Origin of the sequence: Nonomuraea sediminis (assembly GCF_018531495.1) — a bacterium.
GTDB lineage: Bacteria > Actinomycetota > Actinomycetes > Streptosporangiales > Streptosporangiaceae > Nonomuraea > Nonomuraea sediminis.
This window is the reverse complement of the sequence record NZ_JAHDTI010000013.1, coordinates 129,040-145,577: the sequence shown is the minus strand read 5'-3', so window position 1 is coordinate 145,577 and position 16,538 is coordinate 129,040. Positions and strand designations below refer to the sequence as shown.

General features: G+C 70.0%; 17 protein-coding genes. 6 read left to right on the top strand and 11 right to left on the bottom strand.

Annotation, left to right across the window (positions count from 1 at the left end; translation table 11 throughout):
• The first annotated feature begins 17 nt into the window (after positions 1 to 17).
• On the top strand, positions 18 to 1,595 hold the full coding sequence (locus KIK09_RS42830; protein ID WP_308164665.1) for an amidohydrolase: 1,578 nt from the start codon (positions 18 to 20) through the stop codon (positions 1,593 to 1,595).
• Here the strand turns inward: KIK09_RS42830 and KIK09_RS42825 are convergent.
• Both KIK09_RS42825 and KIK09_RS42820 read right to left on the bottom strand, forming a co-directional pair.
• The gene (locus KIK09_RS42825; RefSeq protein ID WP_214325247.1) at positions 1,536 to 2,183 is read right to left on the bottom strand and encodes a TgpA N-terminal domain-containing protein; all 648 of its coding nucleotides are present in this window, start codon (positions 2,181 to 2,183) and stop codon (positions 1,536 to 1,538) included. The genes KIK09_RS42830 and KIK09_RS42825 overlap by 60 nt on opposite strands.
• Positions 2,180 to 3,043: a hypothetical protein gene (locus tag KIK09_RS42820; RefSeq protein ID WP_214325246.1), complete on the bottom strand. Its 864-nt coding sequence runs from the start codon at positions 3,041 to 3,043 to the stop codon at positions 2,180 to 2,182. The genes KIK09_RS42825 and KIK09_RS42820 overlap by 4 nt, the downstream gene beginning before the upstream one ends.
• Before the next feature lie 156 nt (positions 3,044 to 3,199).
• Between KIK09_RS42820 and KIK09_RS42815 the strand changes: the two genes are divergently transcribed.
• On the top strand, positions 3,200 to 4,024 hold the full coding sequence (locus KIK09_RS42815; RefSeq protein ID WP_214325245.1) for an NAD(P)H-binding protein: 825 nt from the start codon (positions 3,200 to 3,202) through the stop codon (positions 4,022 to 4,024).
• Positions 4,025 to 4,070: 46 nt separating this feature from the next.
• Here the strand turns inward: KIK09_RS42815 and KIK09_RS42810 are convergent, their stop codons facing one another.
• The 6 genes from KIK09_RS42810 to KIK09_RS42785 all read right to left on the bottom strand — a co-directional run bounded on the left by KIK09_RS42810 (position 4,071) and on the right by KIK09_RS42785 (position 11,451).
• Positions 4,071 to 5,030: an ABC transporter ATP-binding protein gene (locus tag KIK09_RS42810; protein ID WP_214325244.1), complete on the bottom strand. Its 960-nt coding sequence runs from the start codon at positions 5,028 to 5,030 to the stop codon at positions 4,071 to 4,073.
• Positions 5,027 to 6,001: an ABC transporter ATP-binding protein gene (locus KIK09_RS42805; RefSeq protein WP_214325243.1), complete on the bottom strand. Its 975-nt coding sequence runs from the start codon at positions 5,999 to 6,001 to the stop codon at positions 5,027 to 5,029. The genes KIK09_RS42810 and KIK09_RS42805 overlap by 4 nt, the downstream gene beginning before the upstream one ends.
• The gene (locus KIK09_RS42800) at positions 6,001 to 6,882 is read right to left on the bottom strand and encodes an ABC transporter permease (protein ID WP_214325242.1); all 882 of its coding nucleotides are present in this window, start codon (positions 6,880 to 6,882) and stop codon (positions 6,001 to 6,003) included. The genes KIK09_RS42805 and KIK09_RS42800 overlap by 1 nt, the downstream gene beginning before the upstream one ends.
• Positions 6,879 to 7,919 carry an ABC transporter permease gene (locus KIK09_RS42795; protein ID WP_214325241.1) on the bottom strand — a complete coding sequence of 347 codons (1,041 nt, stop codon included), beginning with the start codon at positions 7,917 to 7,919 and terminating at the stop codon, positions 6,879 to 6,881. The genes KIK09_RS42800 and KIK09_RS42795 overlap by 4 nt, the downstream gene beginning before the upstream one ends.
• On the bottom strand, positions 7,916 to 9,724 hold the full coding sequence (locus tag KIK09_RS42790) for an ABC transporter substrate-binding protein (RefSeq protein WP_214325240.1): 1,809 nt from the start codon (positions 9,722 to 9,724) through the stop codon (positions 7,916 to 7,918). The genes KIK09_RS42795 and KIK09_RS42790 overlap by 4 nt, the downstream gene beginning before the upstream one ends.
• Before the next feature lie 113 nt (positions 9,725 to 9,837).
• On the bottom strand, positions 9,838 to 11,451 hold the full coding sequence (locus KIK09_RS42785; RefSeq protein WP_214325239.1) for an ABC-F family ATP-binding cassette domain-containing protein: 1,614 nt from the start codon (positions 11,449 to 11,451) through the stop codon (positions 9,838 to 9,840).
• A gap of 17 nt (positions 11,452 to 11,468) precedes the next feature.
• Between KIK09_RS42785 and KIK09_RS58500 the strand changes: the two genes are divergently transcribed.
• Positions 11,469 to 11,825, top strand: coding sequence for a ribosomal maturation YjgA family protein (locus KIK09_RS58500; protein ID WP_214325238.1), 357 nt, complete (start codon positions 11,469 to 11,471; stop codon positions 11,823 to 11,825).
• Here the strand turns inward: KIK09_RS58500 and wrbA are convergent.
• Entirely contained in the window at positions 11,800 to 12,408 is a 609-nt protein-coding gene (wrbA, locus tag KIK09_RS42775; RefSeq protein WP_214325481.1) for an NAD(P)H:quinone oxidoreductase, read from the bottom strand. The two genes, KIK09_RS58500 and wrbA, sit on opposite strands and share 26 nt — an antisense overlap.
• 84 nt (positions 12,409 to 12,492) lie before the next feature.
• Here wrbA and KIK09_RS42770 point away from each other — a divergent pair, with 84 nt between their 5' ends.
• Entirely contained in the window at positions 12,493 to 12,939 is a 447-nt protein-coding gene (locus KIK09_RS42770; protein ID WP_308164664.1) for a MarR family winged helix-turn-helix transcriptional regulator, read from the top strand.
• Between the two features lie 54 nt (positions 12,940 to 12,993).
• Here KIK09_RS42770 and KIK09_RS42765 read toward each other — a convergent pair whose 3' ends face one another.
• The gene (locus KIK09_RS42765; RefSeq protein ID WP_214325237.1) at positions 12,994 to 13,254 is read right to left on the bottom strand and encodes a heavy-metal-associated domain-containing protein; all 261 of its coding nucleotides are present in this window, start codon (positions 13,252 to 13,254) and stop codon (positions 12,994 to 12,996) included.
• 82 nt (positions 13,255 to 13,336) lie between these two features.
• Positions 13,337 to 13,894, bottom strand: a complete 558-nt coding sequence (locus KIK09_RS42760) for a TetR/AcrR family transcriptional regulator (RefSeq protein WP_308164663.1) — start codon at positions 13,892 to 13,894, stop codon at positions 13,337 to 13,339.
• Positions 13,895 to 13,990: 96 nt separating this feature from the next.
• Here KIK09_RS42760 and KIK09_RS42755 point away from each other — a divergent pair, with 96 nt between their 5' ends.
• Together KIK09_RS42755 and KIK09_RS42750 are read left to right on the top strand one after the other, a co-directional pair.
• Positions 13,991 to 14,893 (top strand): zinc-binding dehydrogenase, encoded by a 903-nt coding sequence (locus KIK09_RS42755; protein WP_214325236.1) that lies wholly within the window; start codon positions 13,991 to 13,993, stop codon positions 14,891 to 14,893.
• Between the two features lie 118 nt (positions 14,894 to 15,011).
• Complete coding sequence (locus KIK09_RS42750) at positions 15,012 to 16,538, top strand: amino acid permease (protein WP_214325235.1); 1,527 nt, start codon at positions 15,012 to 15,014, stop codon at positions 16,536 to 16,538.

The following is a 16,538-nucleotide window of genomic DNA, read 5'->3' as shown; positions in this document are numbered from 1 at the left end:
TGTGGAGGAGACCGCGAGTGTCTGACCTGCTGTTCACCGGAGGCACGATCTGGACGGGCCACGACGTCACGCACGCGCTGTCCGTGCGCGACGGCAGGGTGTCCGCCCTGGGCGACGAGGCGGTACGGCAGGGTGGATCCGTGATCGACCTGGGTGGCGGGTTCCTGATGCCGGCCTTCGGCGACGGGCACGCGCACCCCCTGTTCGGCGGGCTCGAGGCGCAGGGCCCGCAGATCAAGCCGTGCACGACGGTGGCGGAGATCGTCGCCGAGGTCGGCCGGTACGCCGCCGGACACCCGGAGCTGGAGTGGATCGTGGGCGGCAGCTACGACCCGACGATCGTGCCCGGCGGCGAGTTCGACGCGCGCTGGCTGGACGAGGTGGTGCCCGACCGCCCCGTGGTGCTGCGGGCCTACGACTACCACACCGTCTGGTGCAACACCCCCGCCCTCGAGCGCGCCGGGATAAAGCCGGACACCCCCGACCCGCGGCTCGGCTGGATCGTACGGCGGGCCGACGGAACCCCGATGGGCACCCTCCGCGAGTGGCACGCCTGCGACCTCGTCCTCGACCTGGTCCCCGCCAAGTCCATGGACGAACTGGTGGAGGGCCTGGCCGAGGCGGGCAGGGCGATGGCCGCCGCCGGCATCACCTGGGTGCAGGACGCCTGGGTCGAGCCGTACATGGTGCCCGCCTACCTGGAGGCCGAGCGCCGAGGCGAGCTGAGGTTCCGCGCCAACCTGGGGTTCCGTGCCGACCCCGACCGCTGGCGCGGCCAGCGCGCGGAGTTCACGGCCCTGCGGCAGCAGGTGGACGGGCGCGAGCTGGTGACGGCCAACACCGTGAAGTTCTTCGCCGACGGGGTCATCGAGGGCGGCACCGCGGCCATGCTCGAACCGTACGCGGACGCCCCGCACTCCTGCGGCATGCCCGTCTGGGATCAGAAGGCACTGGCCGAGGCCGTGGTGGCGTTCGACGCCGACGGGTTCCAGGTGCACATCCACGCCATCGGCGACGGCGGGATCCGGGCGGCGCTGGATGCCGTGGCGCTGGCCGTACGGACCAATGAGCGGTGGGACCGGCGGCCGGTGATCGCGCACACGCAGCTGGTGGATCCGGCCGATCTGGCGCGCTTCGCCGAGCTCGGGGTGATCGCGAACTTCGAGCCGCTCTGGGCGCAGCTCGATCCGCTGCAGACGGAGCTGAGCGTGCCCAGGCTCGGGCAGCCGCGGGCCGACCTGCAGTATCCGATGGAGTCGTTGCGGGCCGGCGGCGCGGTGCTGTCGTTCGGGAGCGACTGGCCGGTCAGCTCGCAGGAGCCACTGCTCGGCATCCAGATCGCCACGACCAGGCAGACCCTCGACGGCTCGCCGCCGTGGACGCCGGATGAGCGGCTCGGGCTGGACGACGCGCTGCGCGCCTACACCTGGGGCGTGGCCTACCAGGCCTTCGCCGAGGACCGCCGGGGCACGCTGGCCGCCGGCATGGACGCCGACCTGGTGTGGCTGGAACGCGACCCGCGCGAGGTGGCGCCGCTAGAACTGCGCCATGTCCCGGTCCTCGGCACGTGGCTGGGCGGCACGCGCGTGGCCTGACCGCGTGCGGATCTGGCCCATCGTGGTCCGGCTCTCGCGGATGCTGCTGACCAGCACGTAGGCGACCAGCAGCAACCCGAGGCAGAGCGCGTCGATCCCCCACCAGGACAGGTCGGCCAGGCGCAGGTTGCCCGCGACGTCGGCGTTCGAGCGGGTCCACCAGGTGACCGCGGCCACCACCGCGGTCCCCGCCAGCCAGGCCCACAGCCGCGGCAGGTCGCCGCCGCGGTGCAGCCTGACCCGCCAGGCCAGGAACAGCGCGATCACGCCGAGCAGCGCGCACAGCCCGATGAGCCACCACGGCAGGCCGAAGGAGACGTGCTCGGCCGCCTGGCCCTTGACGGCCCGCAGCTGCGTCTCGGCCTGCTGCTTGGCGGCGATCGCGGCGTCGAGCTGCCTCTTGAGCTCGGCCACGGTCTCCTTGCGCGCGGTGGGCGCGGGCGGCGTGGCGGCGTCCGTGGGCAGCATTCTGGCGACCACGGTCAGCATGATCGCGATGAACGACAGCGCCAGGATGATCGCCATGAACAGGTCGATGAAGCGCAGGTCGAGCGGCGGTGCGAAGGCCCTGGCGGTACGCCGCCTCACGGCTCCCTCACCAGCGTGTACCGGTGCGGCCGGCCCTCGATCGCGCTCAGCTGCTCGACCGCGGTCCGCAGCGCGTCCAGGCCCTTGGTGAGCTCCTCGGTCCGCCCCCTGGTCAGCGCCAGCTCCTGCACGAGCCCGTGCATGGCTGGCCCGGCTTGCTTGGCGGGCAGGCGCGCCACGTAGGTCAGGAACACCTCGTCCGCCTCGCCGACGGCCATCCGCTCGCCGCGCTCGACGAAGGCCATCAGGCCGAAGGCCAGCACGCTGAGGAACAGCGCGATCAGCGTGACGCCGAACGCGGAGGCCAGCTCGGGCAGCACCTGCGCCTTCAGCGCGGTCATCAGCCGGGCCGGGCTGCCGTCGCCGTCGAGACCGTCGGCGAAGGAGGTGACCATCGCGGCCATGGTCAGCGCCGTGCCGATGAAGCCGAACACCGGCAGCGCCCAGATCAGCGCGTGGTCGAGATGGTGCTTGTTGGCCATTTCGCCCTCGTCCAGCGCCGACCTGGCGCTCAGCACCGCCTCGGGGTCGGTGCCCGCCTCGGCCGCCTCTTTGAACAGCGCGAGCCGCCGGCCGACGAGCGTGTCGGAGTTCGTGCCGGCCGCCTGGATGTTCGCCCGCGCCCGCCTGATCGCGGCGTTCTCGCGCTGGATCTCCGGTACGGCCCGCACGATGCGCAGCACCGTCGTGAGGAAGACCGCGATGATCAACGTGACCACCAGCTCGGCAGCGGTCGGCGCCGTGGTCGCTCCGACGGCCCGCAGCAGCGCGCCCACCGCGCCGGCCAGCATGAGCAACGCCGAGACCACAACGGCCACCGCGGGCGCGAACAGCGAATGGCGCCACCCGAAACTTGACAATCCCTAACTCCGCTTCCGGCCGTGATCAGTCAAGTCCTACCTAACCACACGCAAGGCGGACATGACGGGCTGTTACCGGATTGAGCTATTGGAATGAAGCGTTCCGTTCTGTTATAGTGGAATCAAGCGTTCCGTTCCAAACCTAAGGAGCCCGCCATGACCATCCTCGTCACCGGAGCCACCGGCACCGTCGGCCGTCAGCTGGTCGAGCAGCTCGTCCAGTCCGGGCAGCGGGTCCGCGCACTCACGAGAAACCCCGCCAAGGCCGAGCTCCCCGAGGGCGTCGAGGTCGTGGGCGGCGACCTGGCCGACCCCGACAGCCTCAAGGAGGCTTTCGAAGGCGTCACCGCGGCCCACCTGATCAACTTCGCGGGCGACGACTACCAGCCGCTGAAGAACGGCGAGCGGATCATCGAGGTGGCCGCCGCGGCGGGCGTCAGGCGCATCACCGTGCTGGGCGGCAGGGCCGACGGTCCGATGGAGCAGGCGCTGGCCGCGAGCAGTCTGGAGTGGACGCTGCTGCAGCCGGTGGAGTTCATGTCCAACACGCTGATGTGGTGGGCCGAGTCGATCAAGGCCGAAGGCGTGATCAGGGAGCCGTTCGGCGGCCGGCTGAGCGCGCTGGTCCACGAGGCGGACATCGCGGCGGTCGCGGCGACGGTCCTGGTCGAGGGCGGCCACCACGGCGAGACTCTGACGATCACCGGTCCCGAGGCCATCGCGACCCGGGACAAGGTGCGCATGCTGGCCGAGGCGCTGGGCCGCGAGATCACCTTCGTGGAGCTCACCGAGGAGCAGGCGAAGGCCAAGTGGCGGGCCGACGGCATGGGCGAGGAGACGATCGGCTTCCTCATCCAGGCCCTCGGCAACACCCCCGACATCGGCAAGACGGTCGTCTCGACGGTCGAGGACGTCACCGGCCGCCCCGCCCGCGCCTTCTCCCAGTGGGCGGCCGAGCACGCCGCCGCCTTCACCGCCTAGTTCGCCCCCATCGACGGCCCGCGGCTTCCGCCGCGGGCCGTCGGGCTCACGCGCTCAGCGCCGCGTAGTGGCAGGCGGCCTGCGCCTGCGGTACGGCGGGCAGCACGCTCAGCAGCTCCGAACGGCACCTGCCGTCCACACCCGCCTCCGCGGCCTTGCCGGAGGCCAGCTCCTGGCAGCGGGCGTGGAAGCGGCACCCGCCGGGGATGCGGGTCGGGTCCGGCGGCTCGCCGGACAGCACGATCCGCTCCGGCGACTCGGGCAGCACGCTCAGCAGCGCCTGCGTGTACGGATGCCGCGGCGCGGTCAGCACCTGCTCGACGGGACCCGACTCGACGATCCTGCCCAGGTACATCACCGCCACGCGGTCGGCGATGTTCCAGGCCAGGCCCAGGTCGTGGGTGACGACCAGCGCCGACAGCCCGAGGTCCTGGCGCAGCTTGAGCAGCAGCGCCAGGATCTCGCCGCGGACCGAGGCGTCGAGCGAGGCCACCGGCTCGTCAGCGATGAGCACCTTCGGGTCGAGCGCCAGCGCCCCCGCGATGACCACGCGCTGGCGCTGCCCGCCGGACAGCTCGTGCGGGTAGCGCAGGAAGAACCGCTCCGGCGGCCGCAGCCCCGCCTTGGCGAGCGCGTCGGCGACGATCTTCTCCTCGTCGGGCATCCCGTGGATGCGCGGGCCCTCGGCGACCGCCTCGTACACGGTCTGGCGCGGGTTCAGCGAGCCCATCGGGTCCTGCAGGACGAGCTGCACCTCGCGCCGGTGGGCCTTGAGCGCCTTGCCGCGGTAGCTGAGCTTGGCCCCGCCGTACGTCACCGAGCCGGAGGAAGGGCGCTCCAGGCCGAGCAGCGTGCGGGCGAGGGTGGTCTTGCCGCAGCCGGACTCGCCGACCAGCGCCACGATCTCGCCCGCCTCGATCGCCAGGTTCACCCCGTCGACCGCGCGGGCACGCCGTCCCCTTGAGGCGAACTCCACGTGCAGGTCGCTCGCCTCGAGCAGCGTCATGATGCCTTCTCCTTCGCGCGCACGTGCACACACGCCGCCGTACGGCTCTGGCCCGCGGGCCAGAGCTCGACGTCCGCGGTCGAGCACTCCTCCACCGCCACCGGGCAGCGCGGGTGGAACGAGCAGCCGGACGGCAGCTCCATCGGGTCGGGCGGGTCGCCGCCCAGTCCCTTGGGAGCCATCCGCGAGACCGGGTCGCCGACCGTGGGGAACGCCGCGGCCAGCGCCTTGCTGTAAGGGTGCTTGGCGTCGTGGAAGACCTCGTGCGAGGGGCCGCTCTCCACGACCCGCCCGGCGTACATGACGGCCAGCCGGTCGCAGACGTCGGCCAGCACCGACAGGTCGTGCGAGATCATGATCAGGGAGATGTCGTGCTCGGCGACCAGCTCCTTGATCAGGGTCAGCACCTGCGCCTGGACCATCACGTCCAGCGCGGTGGTCGGTTCGTCGGCGATGATCAGCCGGGGCGAGCAGGCCAGCGCCATCGCGATCATCACGCGCTGCCGCTGACCGCCCGACAGCTCGTGCGGGTAGCTGCGCGCCCGCCAGGTGGGCAGGCCCACCTGCTCGAGCAGCTCGGCCACCCGCTTGCGGGCGCCTTCCGGCTTGGCCTGCCCGTGCACGATCAGCGGCTCGGCGATCTGGTCGCCGATCCTGCGCACCGGGTTCAGCCCGTGCTGCGCGCCCTGGAACACGATGGAGGCCTCGGCCCAGCGCACGGCGCGCAGGCGGCCCCACTTCATCGTCAGCACGTCCTCGCCGTCGAGCAGGATCCGGCCGCCGACGTGCGCGTCCTTGGGCAGCAGCCGCAGGAGCGCCATGGCCAGCGTCGACTTGCCGGACCCCGACTCGCCCGCGACCCCGAGCGCGCTGCCGGCCTCCAGCTTCAGCGACACCCCGCGCACGGCGGGCACCTCGCCCGAGGTGATCCGGTAGGTGACGGACAGATCGTCCAGTTCAAGAATGCTCATCAGCCCGCCCTCCGCAGCCGCGGGTTCAGCACGGCCTCCAGCGCGCGGCCGAACATGGTGAAGGCCATGACGACCGCGACGATGCACAGACCCGGGATGAGGATGTACCACCAGGCACCCTGGGTCGCCGCGTTCCAGTCGTACGACCCGCGCAGCATCGCGCCCCACGAAGTCTTGTTGGAGCTGGCGCCGAGGAAGGCCAGGGTCGACTCGGTGACGATCGCGCTGGCGACCTCCAGCGTGGTGCTGGCGAGCAGCAGCGGCCCCACGTTCGGCAGCACGTGCCGGGTCGTGATGTGCCAGTGTCCCGCCCCCAGCGCCTTCGATCGCTCGATGTACGGCCTGGCCTCCACGGCCAGCGTCTGCGCCCTGATGAGCCGGGCCGTGGACGGCCACGAGGTGATCGCGATGGCGATGATGATCGTCGTGGTGCTCCCGCCCAGCATGGCCGCCAGCACCAGCGCTGTGACCAGCGAGGGCAGCACCAGGAACCAGTCGGTCACGCGCATCAGCACGGCGCTGGGCCAGCCGCGGAAGTGCCCGGCGGCGATGCCGACCACCGTGCCGATCACCACCGTGAGCAGCGCGGCCAGGAACCCGATGAGCAGCGACGTGCGCGAGCCCCACCAGATCAGCAGCAGGATCGACCGGCCCGACTCGTCGGTGCCCAGCACGTGCCCCGCTCCGGGCGCCGCCCACCTGCTGCCGGTGCCCTCGACGACCGAGGTCACGCTCTCGTCGATGAACAGCGGCGCGATCAGGGCCATCACCACGGCGAACAGCAGGATGCCCAGCCCGATCATGCCCGCCGTGTGCGTGCGGAACTCGGCCCAGAACCGTCCGAGCGAGCGCCGCCTGCGGGTCCAGGTCAGGCTCGTCACGTCGACCTCACCCTCGGGTCGAGGACGTGGTAGACCACGTCGGCCAGCGTGTTCATGATGATCACCGAGACGCTGATGATGATGAACGTGCCCTGCATCAGCGTGAAGTCGGGCACGTGGATGGCGCGCACGAACAACTGGCCGAGCCCCGGCCAGCTGTAGATGGACTCCACCGTGACCGCGCCGCCGACGATGAAGCCGATCCGCATGAAGACCAGGGTCACCGTGGGCAGCAGCGCGTTGGGGATGGCGTGGCGCCGCCGTACCTCGTCGTCGCGCAGGCCCTTGGCGCGGGCCGTGGTGATGTAGTCCTGGGCGACCTCCTCCTGCAGGGAGGAGCGCATCACCAGCAGGTACTGCGCGTAGACGACACCGACCAGCGTGATGACGGGCAGCACCATGTGCAAGCCGACGTCCAGGACGTAGCCGAAGCCGTCGGGCGCGTCCACGCTCTCGATGCCGCGTGTCGGGAACAGGCCGGGGATGGGGCCGATGCCGTTGGCGAAGACCATCAGCAGCAGCAGGCCGAGCCAGAACGTCGGCACCGACCACAGCACCAGCGAGATCGCCGTGGAGACGCGGTCGAAGCGGCTGCCGATCCGCCAGCCGGCCTTGGTGCCCTGCCACAGGCCCAGGCTGACCGCCAGGATCAGCGCGGTGCCCGTGAGCAGCAGCGTGTTGCCGAAGCGCTCGCCGATCAGGTCGAGCACGGGCCGCTTGTACTCGTAGGAGTTGCCGAAGTCCAGGCGGAGCGTGTTGCCGATGAAGTCGATGAACTGCTGCCACTGGGGCTTGTCCAGGCCGAGCCGGTGGCGTTCGAGCGTGAGCGCTTCCGGCGTCATGTTGCGGCCCTGGGTGAGCGCGCGCACCGGGTCGCCGGGCAGCAGCCTGAAGACGAAGAACGTGCTGACGATCACCACGGCGATGCTGATCAGCGCGCCGCCCACCTTGGACAGCGCGTACCGCAGCGTGCTACCGCGGGTCGAGCCCGCCGCCTGCTCGGCGGCGGGCTCGGCCGACTGGAGCGGAGTTGTCATTCGCGCTCGTCCGCGACGCTCTTGCGCCGCCTGGTCACGAAGAAGACCGCGCCGCCGATCACGATCACCGCCACGACGATCCCGATGATCAGGCCGGTGCTGGAGCCGCCGCCCGCGGCGCTCGCGCCGGCGGTGGGCTTGGCGTCCAGCGAGTAGAACGGCATGTAGCTGCTGCCGCCGTACAGGAGGCCCTTGTCCTCGGGGATCGGGGTGATGCTGGTGATGCGGTCCTTGCGGTAGCCCTCCAGGTCGTTCGGGTAGTAGATCGCGATGATCGGCGCCTGGTCGTAGAGCCGCGCCTCCATCTGCTTGATGATCTCGGCCCGCTTGGGGTGGTCGAGCTCGGCGAGCTGCTGCTGGTAGAGCTTCTCGTAGGGCTGGTCGCAGAAGAACGACTCGGTGCCGCCGCCCTCGCCGGCCGGGGTGGGCCTGCGGCTGCACAGGTGCGTCGCCAGGACCTCCTCGGGGTCGGGGTTGACCGACCAGCCGCTGATCGCGATGTCGTAGAGGCCGGTGACGCCGGTCTCCTCGCCGAACTTGCTGGAGTCGAGCCGGTTGGTGGTCAGCGTGATGCCGATGGCCTTGAAGTAGCCGGTCAGGTACTCGGCGATCTTGTCCTCGACCGGCGTGTCGGTGTGGATGCTGAAGCGGAACTCCAGCTTGCGCTTGCCGTCGGGCATCGTGCGGACGCCGTCGGGGCCCTTCTTGTAGCCCGCGTCGTCCAGGATCTTGTTGGCCTTGGCCGGGTCGTAGGTGACCTTCTGGTCACCCTCGGCGGTCCAGAAGTAGTCCTTGAACATCGGCGGGATGATCGAGCCGTCGGCCGGTACGGCGTAGCCGTTCTGCACCTTCTCGACGAGCTCCTGCTTGTTGATCGCCCAGTGCAGCGCCTGGCGCACCTTCACGTCCTTCAGCGCCGGGTGACCGTCGCCGATGGGCTTGTTGTCGGTCGTGGAGGCACCGGGGTTGACCTCGAGGTAGGTCGCGCGGCGGCCCTGGGTGTTCCACTGCTCGATGTTCGGGTCGCCCTTGATGGCGTCGAAGTCCGGGCCCTGGAGCCGGCCGATGAGGTCGATGTCGCCCTTCTTCAGGCCCACGATCGCGGCGGCGGGGTTGTCGTAGAAGATGACCTGCAGCTCGTCGATCTTCGGCTTGCCCCGCCAGTAGTTGGGGTTGGCCTTGAGCTTGACGTACTGGTCCTTCTTGTACTCGGTCGCGATATACGGACCGTCGCCGACGACCGGGAACGTGTCCGGCTCGTACTTGGCCATGTCCGTGACCTTCTCCCAGACGTGCTTGGGCACGATCGGGATGGCCGTGTCGAGGATGGACGCCTGCGGCTGCTTGGTCTTGATGACCAGGTCCTGGCCGTTGGCGGTGACGCTCTCGAAGTTCTCCACGGCCGGGCCGTTCGCGGTCTTCGCGGCGTCGTCCGTCATGATCTTGTTGAGCGTCCAGGCCGCGTCGTCCGCCGTGACGGGCTGGCCATCCGACCAGTTCGTCTTACGGATCTTGAACGTCCAGGTGAGCTTGTCCGGAGCCACGGACCAGGATTCGGCCAGGTCAGGGCTCGGCTGGAGCGTCTTGGCGTCGGGGACGGTCAGGTAGCTCCACATCCACCGGTGCACTGCGGTCGAGACGACGCGCACGGCCAGGAACGGGTTCATCGAGTCGACCGCCTGGGTGGCACCCACACGGACCACCTTCTTCCCCGCCGAGGGGTCCTCGGCATGGGCAACGGCGCCCTGACCTGCAACTAAGAGCGCCACGCCGAGCGCGGCCACGCGCCCGAGCCATTTCCTCATGAGTGCCTCACCTTCAGGCGGGGGTAGTCCTGTGTAGAGAAAGGCACACCATACGAAGACCGCGTGTCAACGAGTGACGGAAAATTGTTTCATTCTCGTTTCCTTGGGCGGTGTTAATTTTCAAGCATTCCGCCCGAGACGCGTAGTCTTCTGTCGACGGACACCGCCTCCAGCATGCGTCTGTCGTGCGTGACGAGCAGCATCGTCCCTGGATAGGTGGCGAGCGCCGACTCAAGCTGCTCGATGGCGGGCAGGTCGAGGTGGTTGGTGGGCTCGTCGAGCACGAGCAGGTTCACCCCGCGCGCCTGTAGCAGCGCCAGCGCCGCCCGGGTACGCTCCCCCGGTGACAGAGTGTTAGCGGGGCGCAGGACGTGCGCCGCCTTCAGCCCGAACTTGGCCAGCAGCGTGCGGACCTCGCCCGGCGGCATGTCGTCGGCGAAGGTGTCCACCAGCGGCGCCTCGCCCTCGAAGAGCCTGCGCGCCTGGTCGACCTCGCCCACCACGACGCCGGGCCCCAGCGAGGCGTGCCCCTCCTCCAGCGGGATCCGGCCGAGCAGCGCGCCCAGCAGCGTGGTCTTGCCCGCGCCGTTCGCGCCGGTGATCGCCACCCGCTCGGCCCAGCCGATCTCCAGGTCGATCGGCCCGAGCCGGAAGTCGCCGCGCCTGACCACCGCGTTGCGCAGGGTGGCCACCACGGCGCCGGAGCGGGGCGCGGCGGCGATCTCCATGCGCAGTTCCCACTCCTTGCGCGGCTCCTCCACGGTCTCCAGGCGGTCCAGCATGCGCTCGGTCTGGCGGGCCTTGGCGGCCTGCTTCTCGGTGGTCTCGACGCGGGCGTTGCGCCCGATCTTGTCGTTGTCGGTCATCTTGCGGCGGGCGTTCTTGACGCCCTTCTCCATCCAGGCGCGCTGGGTACGGGCTCGCGCCTCGAGCTGGGAGCGGGTGTCGGCGTACTCCTCGTACCGTTCGCGGGCGTGCCTGCGGGCGACGTCGCGCTCCTCCAGGTAGGCCTGATAGCCGCCGCCGTAGAGGTTGACCTGCTGCTGAGCCAGGTCCAGCTCCAGCACCTCGGTGACGGTCCTGGCCAGGAACTCGCGGTCGTGGCTGACCAGCACGGTGCCCGCGCGCAGCCCCTTGACGAACGTCTCCAGCCTGTCGAGCCCGTCCAGGTCCAGGTCGTTGGTCGGCTCGTCGAGCAGGAACAGGTCGTAGCGGCTCAGCAGCAGCGAGGCCAGCCCCGCGCGGGCCGCCTGCCCGCCCGACAGCGCCGTCATCGGCAGGTCGAGCGAGAAGCCCAGATTCACCTCGGCCGCCCGCTCCTCCAGGTCGGCGCCGCCGAGCGCGAGCCAGCGCTCGAGCGCCAGGCTGTAGGCGTCGTCGGCGCCCTCCGCCTGGTCGACGATGGCCTGGGTGGCGGCGTCGAGGTCGCGCTGCGCCCCGGTCACGCCCGTACGCCTGGCCAGGAACGCGGCCACGGTCTCGCCCGGTCTGCGGTCGGGCTCCTGGGGCAGGTAGCCGACCACCGCCGAGGCCGGGTTGAGCCTGATCGTGCCCGACTCGGGCCGTGTCAGCCCGGCGAGCATGCGCAGCAGCGTCGACTTGCCCGCGCCGTTGACGCCGACGAGCCCGATCACGTCACCGGGCCCGACCACCAGGTCCAGGCCGGAGAACAGCAGCCTGTCGCCGTGGCCTGCCGCGAGGTCCTTCGTCACCATGGTCGCGCTCACCGCACTACCGTAGCCGGGTGCCCCGTACCCTCAGCGCTCTGGCCGCCGCCGTCACCGTCGCGCTCGGGCTCGCCGTCCGGGCCTTCCTCGGCGGCTGGTTCGCCAAGTACGCCGGCGACGCGCTGTACACGGTGCTGATCTACTGGCTGATCGTCCTCATCGGGCCGCGGCTGCGGCCCTGGCTTGCCGCGCTCATCGCGACGGCCACGAGCTGGGCGATCGAGTTCGCCCAGCTCGGCGAGATCCCCTCCTGGCTCCGGCCCCTGCTCGGCAGCACGTTCAACGCGCCAGACCTGCTCTGGTACGCCGTGGGGGCGGCCCTGGCCTGGTGCCTGCACACCTGGTACCTCAGGCGGCGAACCGCACGCTCCTGATCGCCGCAGCGAAGCGGGCGACACGCGTGGCCTGGGCGCGGGCGGCGGCCAGCGTGGGCTCGCCCACGGGGACCGTGCCGTTTCCGGTGAAGTGGGAGGTGCCGTACGGGTTGCCGTGGGCGGCATCCGTGTAGCCGGGCGGCACGATGACGCCGCCGAAGTGGTGGAAGGTGTTGCCGAGCGCCAGCAGCGTGGACTCGTGGCCGCCGTGCGGGGTGGCCGTGGAGGTGAAGCCGCTGTACACCTTGCCCGCCAGCAAGCCCTGCGCCTGCAGCCCGCCCAGCGTGTCGATGAACTGCTTGAGCTGCGAGGCCACGTTCCCGAACCGGGTCGGCGTACCGAAGATCACGGCGTCGGCCCAGACCATGTCGTCCGGAGTCGCCGGCGGGATGTCGGCCGTCCGCTCCAGGTTCTCCGCCCATCCGGGCACAGAGTCGATCGCCTCCTGGGGAGCCAGCTCAGCGACCTTGCGCAGCCGTACCTCGGCGCCCTCGGCTTGGGCGGCACGCGCCATCTCCCTGGCGATCCGGGTGATCGTGCCGGTGGACGAGTAGAAGATCACTGCGAGGTTCGTCATGGCCATTTCCTTCAGCGCTGGAATATTGAGCACGACAGTACATACAAAGTATTTCAGTGCGCAACCATCCAGCGTGATACCTTCCCTCAGGTGAAGTGGCTCAACGAGGAGGAGCAGCGCACGTGGCGCGCCTTCGGCATGGCGATCCGGCTGTTCAACGACCGGATCGAGCGTGAACTGCTGAGCGAGGCGGGCATGCCGCCCACCTACTACGAGCTGCTCGTCCTGTTGTCGGAGGCGCCGGAACGCACGCTGCGGATGAGCGAACTGGCCCGGGCGACCCGCTCCAAACCCAGCCGCATCTCGCACGCGGTCAACAAGCTCGAGGAGGCCGGATGGGTCCGGCGGGAGCACTTCGCGGGAGATCGGCGCGGCTGGCTGGCCGTACTCACCGATGAAGGGATGGCAGCGCTGGAGCTGGCGGCGCCGCGGCACCTCGAGAGCGTCCGGGCGAACCTCATCGACCTGCTCACCCCCGAACAGATCAGGCAGCTCGGCGACATCAGCCGGACGCTGCTCGCCCACCTGGACCAATAGGTCGAGCCCGCCTCCGCATCGGGAAGCGGGCTCGCGCCGGTCGGGTCGGGGTGGTCAGTGGCAGCCGCCCGAGCCGCAGCAGGATCCGCCGGCCTGCGGCAGCAGCTCGACCTTGGCCAGCTGGTAGCCCGCCTCCACCACGGCGGCGTCGATCAGCGCCTCGTCGACCGGCCCCTGGCTGGTCACGGTCATCGCCTTGGCGGCCAGGTCGATCTCGACGCCGCTGACGCCCGAGACCTTCCCCACCTCGGCGGAAACCGAGCTGACGCAATGCCCGCAGGTCATGCCCTCGACCTGGTACGTAGTCACAGTCATGGCGATGACTATACCCCCTAGGGGTAAAATCCGCATAGACTTCGGCGCGCCATGTGGAACCTCAAGGCCTTCCGCCAGGCGGCTATGCCGGGCCGAGCAGGGCGGCGGTAGCGCCGCGGATCGACGATCTGAGCCTGGGCAGCCCGCCGTCGGCCAGGATCCGCCCGACCAGGTCGGCGTCGAAGCAGCCCAGGAGCAGGTGGGCGACGAAGCCGGCGTCGAGGTCGGGTCTCGCCTCGGCGACGAGACCGGTGACGTGAGCGTGCCAGCGCACGTAGGTCGGGTCGGCGTACTTGTCGTCCGCGCAGGCCCGCTCATGCGCGGCGAACAGCGCGAGGTTCCGCTCGGCCAGGCCCGCCAGCTCATCGAGGAACCCGAGCAACCGTGACGCCGGAGGGTGCCCGGGACCGAGGTGGGAGTCCGCCGACTCGATGGCCGCGGCCAGGCTCTCGGCGCGCTCGGTCAGCAACTCCTGGAAGAGCCCGGTCCTGCTGCCGAAGCGGCGGAAGACCGTGCCCTTGCCCACGCCCGCCGCCGCCGCGACCCGATCGAGCGAGACGTGCTCGGCACCGTGGTCCGCGAGCAGCCGTTCGGTCGCCCGCAGGATCGCGTCCCGGTTACGCGCGGCATCCGATCGCACCAGGCTCCTCCTCCGCTGAGGCTCCCCAGCGTACTTGCAAAAGCGGACCCTCGGTCCGCATACTAACCGGACTGACAGTCCGATTTGGAGGCGAACATGCGCGCACTCGTCGCGACCGAAGAGGCCACCATCGAGCTCGCGGAGGTGCCCGAGCCCGTCCCCACGCCTGACCAGGCGGTGGTCGAGGTCCACCACGCGGGGGCCAACTTCGGCGAACTGCGGCACACCGGCTACTTCCCCGCGGGCACCGTCATGGGCTTCGACGCCGCGGGGATCGTGGTCCGGGCGGCGTCCGACGGTTCGGGGCCGCCCGCGGGCGCGAGGGTAGCCGGGCTCGGGCTGGGCGCGTGGGCCGAGCGGGCGGTCTTCGCGACCGACTCGCTGGCGGTGGTGCCCGATTCGGTCGAGCTGGCGGCGGCCGCCTCGCTGCCGACCGTGGGGATCACGGCGTTGCGTACGCTGCGGGACTCCGGACCGCTGGCGGGCAGGCGGGTGCTGATCACCGGGGCGTCCGGTGGGGTGGGGCGGCTCGCCGTACAGCTCGCGCACCGGGCGGGCGCGCACGTGATCGCGTCGGCGCGCCGCGGTGAAGGGCTGCGGGAGCTCGGCGCGGATGCCGTGGTCGGCGAGCTATCGGAGGCCGAGGTGGAGCCGGTCGACGTGGTGCTCGAGCACCTCGGCGGCCCGGCGCTGGTGGCGGCGTGGGGTCTGGTCCTGCCCGGCGGCGTGCTGCACAGCATCGGCTGGGCCGGCGGCGAGCCGGCGAACTTCCCGCCGTACTCGACGATCTCCCTGGGGCCGTCACGGACCCTGCGCACGTTCGGCGACGCCACCCGTCCGGGCGCCGACATGGCCGAGGTTCTCGCGCTGGTGGCGGACGGCCGGCTGATCCCGCAGATCGGCTGGCAGGGGCCGTGGACCGAGATCGCCGAGGCGGCGCGATCACTGCTGACCAGGAGGTTGCTGGGGAAGATCGTTCTGGACATTGCCGAGAACTGACTGAAATCACATTTGACTCTGACCAGATCGAAACTCGGTTGTTATGCCTTGCCCCTGGGATTGAAATGGTCTAGACGTAGACCAAAGCGCGTCCGTCCCGCCTCGCAGGGAGATCCTCATGACAACCGAAGAGGATTCCAGGCGACTCGCAGAGCTCGGCTATAAGCAGGAGCTGGCGAGGACCTGGAGTGGTTTCTCCAATTTCGCAATCTCGTTCTCCATCATCTCGATCCTCGCGGGCTGCTTCACCACGTTCGGCCAGGCCTGGAACAACGGCGGACCCATCGCCATCTCGTGGGGCTGGCCCCTGATCTCCCTGTTCATCCTGATCATCGGCTTGTGCATGTCGGAGCTGGTCTCCGCCTACCCGACCGCCGGCGGCATCTACTGGTGGGCCGCCACGATGGGCAAGCCGATCCACGGCTGGTTCACCGGCTGGCTCAACCTGATCGGACTGGTGGCCGTGACGGCCTCGGTCGACTACGGCTGCGCCACCTTCCTCAACATCACGCTCAGCCGGCTCTTCGACTGGGAGGGGACGCTCACGCAGGCGTTCCTGCTGTTCGTGATCATCCTGGTGCTGCACGCGCTGATCAACATCTACAGCCACAAGCTGATCTCGCTGCTGCAGAACATCTCCGTCTGGTGGCACGTGGTGGGCGCCGCGGCCGTGATCGGCATCCTGATCTTCGCGCCGACCAAGCACCAGACGCTCGGCTTCGTCTTCACCGACACGATCAACAACTCCGGCTTCGGCCACGGCACCAGCGGTGTCACGTTCTGGCTGTACGTCCTGCCGCTGGGGTTCCTGCTCACGCAGTACACGATCACCGGCTTCGACGCCTGCGCGCACGTCTCGGAGGAGACGCAGGGCGCGGCCACGTCGGCGGCCCGCGGGCTGTGGCAGTCGATCTTCTACTCGGCCATCGGCGGGTGGCTCCTGCTGCTGGCGTTCCTGTTCGCCGCGACGAACGTGGACGAGATCAACAAGGAGGGCGGGTTCGTCGGGGCCATCTTCACCACGGCGCTCTCCTCGCCGCTGGCCACGACCATCTTCGCGATCTCCACGATCGGGCAGTTCTTCTGCGGGATGAGCTGCGTGACGTCGATGTCGCGGATGACCTACGCCTTCTCGCGTGACGGCGCGGTGCCCGGCTGGCGGCTCTGGTCCAAGGTCGACAAGAACCGGACGCCGGTCAACGCCATCCTCGCCGGCTCCACCGTGGCCGCCCTGATCACGCTGCCGGCGCTCTACGCCCCTCCTGGGGCGACGCCGACGCCGATCGCCTTCTACGCGGTCGTCTCCATCGCCGTGATCGGGCTCTACCTGGCCTTCCTCATCCCGATCTGGCTGCGGATGCGCATGGGCGACTCGTTCAGGCCAGGTCCGTGGACGCTGGGCAAGAAGTATCGCGTCATGGGATGGATCGCCTGCGTGGAGATCGTGATCATCTCGATCTACTTCATCATGCCGCTGAGCCCGAAGGGAGTCCCCGGCAACAAGGACTTCACCTGGACCGCGGTGAACTACGCCCCGCTAGCCGTCGGCGCGGTGCTGATCGCCATCGCGCTCTGGTGGACCCTGTCCGCCCGGCACTGGTTCACCGGTCCCCGCCGCACTGTCGACGAGCTCCCGGTCGATTAG